This is a genomic window from Arenimonas sp. (assembly GCF_022842045.1).
In the GTDB taxonomy this organism is placed as follows: domain Bacteria; phylum Pseudomonadota; class Gammaproteobacteria; order Xanthomonadales; family Xanthomonadaceae; genus Arenimonas.
In genome coordinates, this window is the sequence record NZ_JALHQI010000126.1 from 1 (window position 1) to 2,578 (window position 2,578).

The window sequence follows — 2,578 nt, forward strand, 5'->3', positions numbered from 1 at the left end:
CTCCGGCCCGTGCTCCTGCGAGATGAGCACCTCGTCGTCGCGGCCATCCCAGCGCCGGGTCCAGTTCTCGTTCGCCCAGCACAGGCAGAACGGGAAATCGATCGAGGGCTGCGCCAGGAAGCTTTCCAGCGGCGCCTCCATCAGGCGCTTGCCGCCGAACCAGTAGTAGTGGAAGCAAAACGCGTGGATGCCGTACAGGCGCGCAAGCGCGACCTGGCGCTGCATCACCCCGGGCACGCGCAGGTCGTAGAAGCCCAGGTCGGACGGCAGCTGCGGCTGCTCGTGCCCGACGAACTGCGGAACCGCGCGCGTGGCGTTGGTCCACTCGGTGAACCCGGGGCCCCACCAGGCCTCGTTCTCCGGGAAGACGTGGAACTGCGGGAGGTAGAACGCGATCGCCTTGGCGCGCACTCGGGCCGGCGGAGACGCGGGGGCCGACTCCGGGCCGAGGTAGCCCGGCGCGCGCCGCGACGGCGCATCCGCGAACAGGTCCCGCAGGTAGTCGGCCGTGGCCCCGGCCGGCGCCGGTTCGCTCGAGGCCGGGCGGGCTTCGTCGTCCCGGCGCCCGTCCAGTCCCGGCAGGCCGCGCATGGCCGCGTAGCCCGGCAACGGGCCGCCTTTCGCCAGCGCCGTCCACGCGCCGCGCAGCCAGCGCATCGGCGTCGTGATGCGCCAGCTCTTGCTGCTGACCAGTTGCCGCACTTCGCGCTCGCGCAGGTCCAGCTGCGCACGCAGGTCGCGCAGCCGCGATTCCCGCTCGCGCAAGTCGGCGCGAAGGGCGGCCAGCGCGGCCTGGTGGTCCGCCTGGGCCGCCGCGGCCGCGGCCCGGGATTCGGCCCGGGCGCTGGCCAGGTCCTGCTCGAACCGGGTGCGCGCGGCGGCGAGGTCGGCGGCATGCCGGGCCTGGGCGTCGGCCGCCTGCTGTTCGAGCTGCGAGCGCAGGTCTTCAAGGAAGGCCGCGAACGCCTGCGCCGGCTCGGCGGCATCCTTCGCGGAGGCGGCCAACCCCAGCCGCTCGCGCGCCACCGACAGGCTCACGCGGACTTCGGTGCGCATCGCGTCGCACGCCGCCATCAGCCCCGTGATCTGCGCCGCGGCCGACCCCACTTCCTGCCGCTGCGACTCGAGCTGCGCCGCCAGGCTATCCATCGCCCGGCGCAAGCCGGCGTCGGCGTTCTCGAACATGAGCTTGTAGTTGGCGGCGTGCTGCACCGCCTCGGCGCTGCGTGCCTCGACCTGCGCAATGCGCTCGAGCAGGCCGAAACGCTGGCCCAGGGCATGGAACAGGTCGGAGACCACCGCCCCCTCGGGCGTCCCGGACGCGGCGGCCAGTGCCAGCAGCGACGCCGGTGGCTGGTCGCCCACCAGCAGCACGCCCAGCCCGTGCGTATGCCGGAACTCGAACGACGGGTAGCGATCGCGCAGCGCCTCCCAGAGCTTCCAGACGCCGAACTCCCGCTCCCGCACCATGGTGTCGTGGAAGATCACCACGCCGCGGCGCGACAGCTTCGGCAGCCAGGTCTCGAAGTCGTGGCGCACCGCTTCGTAGGTATGCAGGCCATCGATGTGCAGCAGGTCGATGCTGCCGTCGGAGAAGTAAGGCGCGGCCTCGTCGAACCGCATGCGCATCAGCTGCGCGAAGCCGGCGTACTTGGCCACCACCACGGCTTCCAGCCGGTCGTGCACTTCGTCGCCGTAGTGTCCGGCCTGCTCATCGCCCTGCCAGGTATCGACGGCAAAGGCCTTGCCCGGCACCCCCTGCGCCTTGATCGCCTGGCAGAAAGCGAGGAAGGACGTACCGTTGTGCGTACCCAGCTCGACCAGGATCGCGGGCCGCAGCGCCTCGACCAGCCAGAAGGCGAACGGGACGTGGCCGGTCCAGGCGCTGGGCAGCAGGTCCTCGGGCACCATCGACAGACTGGCGCTGGCCGGGATCACGCTCATGCACGCGACTCCTGCATGGCCAGCCCGGTGCGGGCCAGCCAATAGCCCAGGCGCCGGCGCCAGCCCATGCCGCGCGAACGGAACACGCCCACGGTGTCGCCCCAGGGCGCGCTGCCGGGGTCTTCGTGCGGCTCCCAGTCGGTGTGGACCTCGACCAGTTCGAAATCGCCCAGCTTCGCCAGCGCACGGTAGCCGTCCGGGTAGAAGCGCCAGCAGTCCTGCGGGTAGCGGTGCTCGGGCCCGCGCGAGGGCGCGATCAGGAACACCAGCCCGCCGGGCCTGAGCACGCGCTGCATCTCGAGCCAGGTCATCCAGAAGTGTTCGATGTGCTCGAAGGCCTGGCCGGACACCACCACGTCCACCGAGCCGGTGCCGAAGGGAAGCCGGTACGGCGAGTCCAGCACCACGTCCACGCCGGGGCCGGCCTCGAGGTCGACGCCGGTGTACTGCCAGCCCGGTTCGGTGAACAGCGTCCGGTAGGAGCCGTTGACGTCGTAGGCACCGATGTCCACCACCTTCAGCGTGCTGCCGGGGGCGAGGTGGGTCGAGACCAGGCGCTGCATGTGCTGGTAGGAACTCTTGTGCATCAACTGCTCCGGGTCCCGGATCCGTCGGCGTCCCCCGAGACCAACGT

General features: G+C 71.5%; 1 protein-coding gene and 2 pseudogenes. All 3 read right to left on the minus strand.

Annotated features, from left to right (window positions below):
- Positions 1–462: pseudogene (locus Q0C12_RS14840) on the minus strand (glycoside hydrolase family 99-like domain-containing protein); the annotation flags it as partial.
- 1,020 nt (positions 463–1,482) lie between these two features.
- Positions 1,483–1,944, minus strand: a pseudogene (locus Q0C12_RS14845) (class I SAM-dependent methyltransferase); the annotation flags it as partial.
- On the minus strand, positions 1,941–2,578 hold a 638-nt coding region (locus tag Q0C12_RS14850; protein WP_290891566.1), incomplete at its 5' end, for a class I SAM-dependent methyltransferase. The gene Q0C12_RS14850 and the pseudogene Q0C12_RS14845, both read right to left, overlap by 4 nt.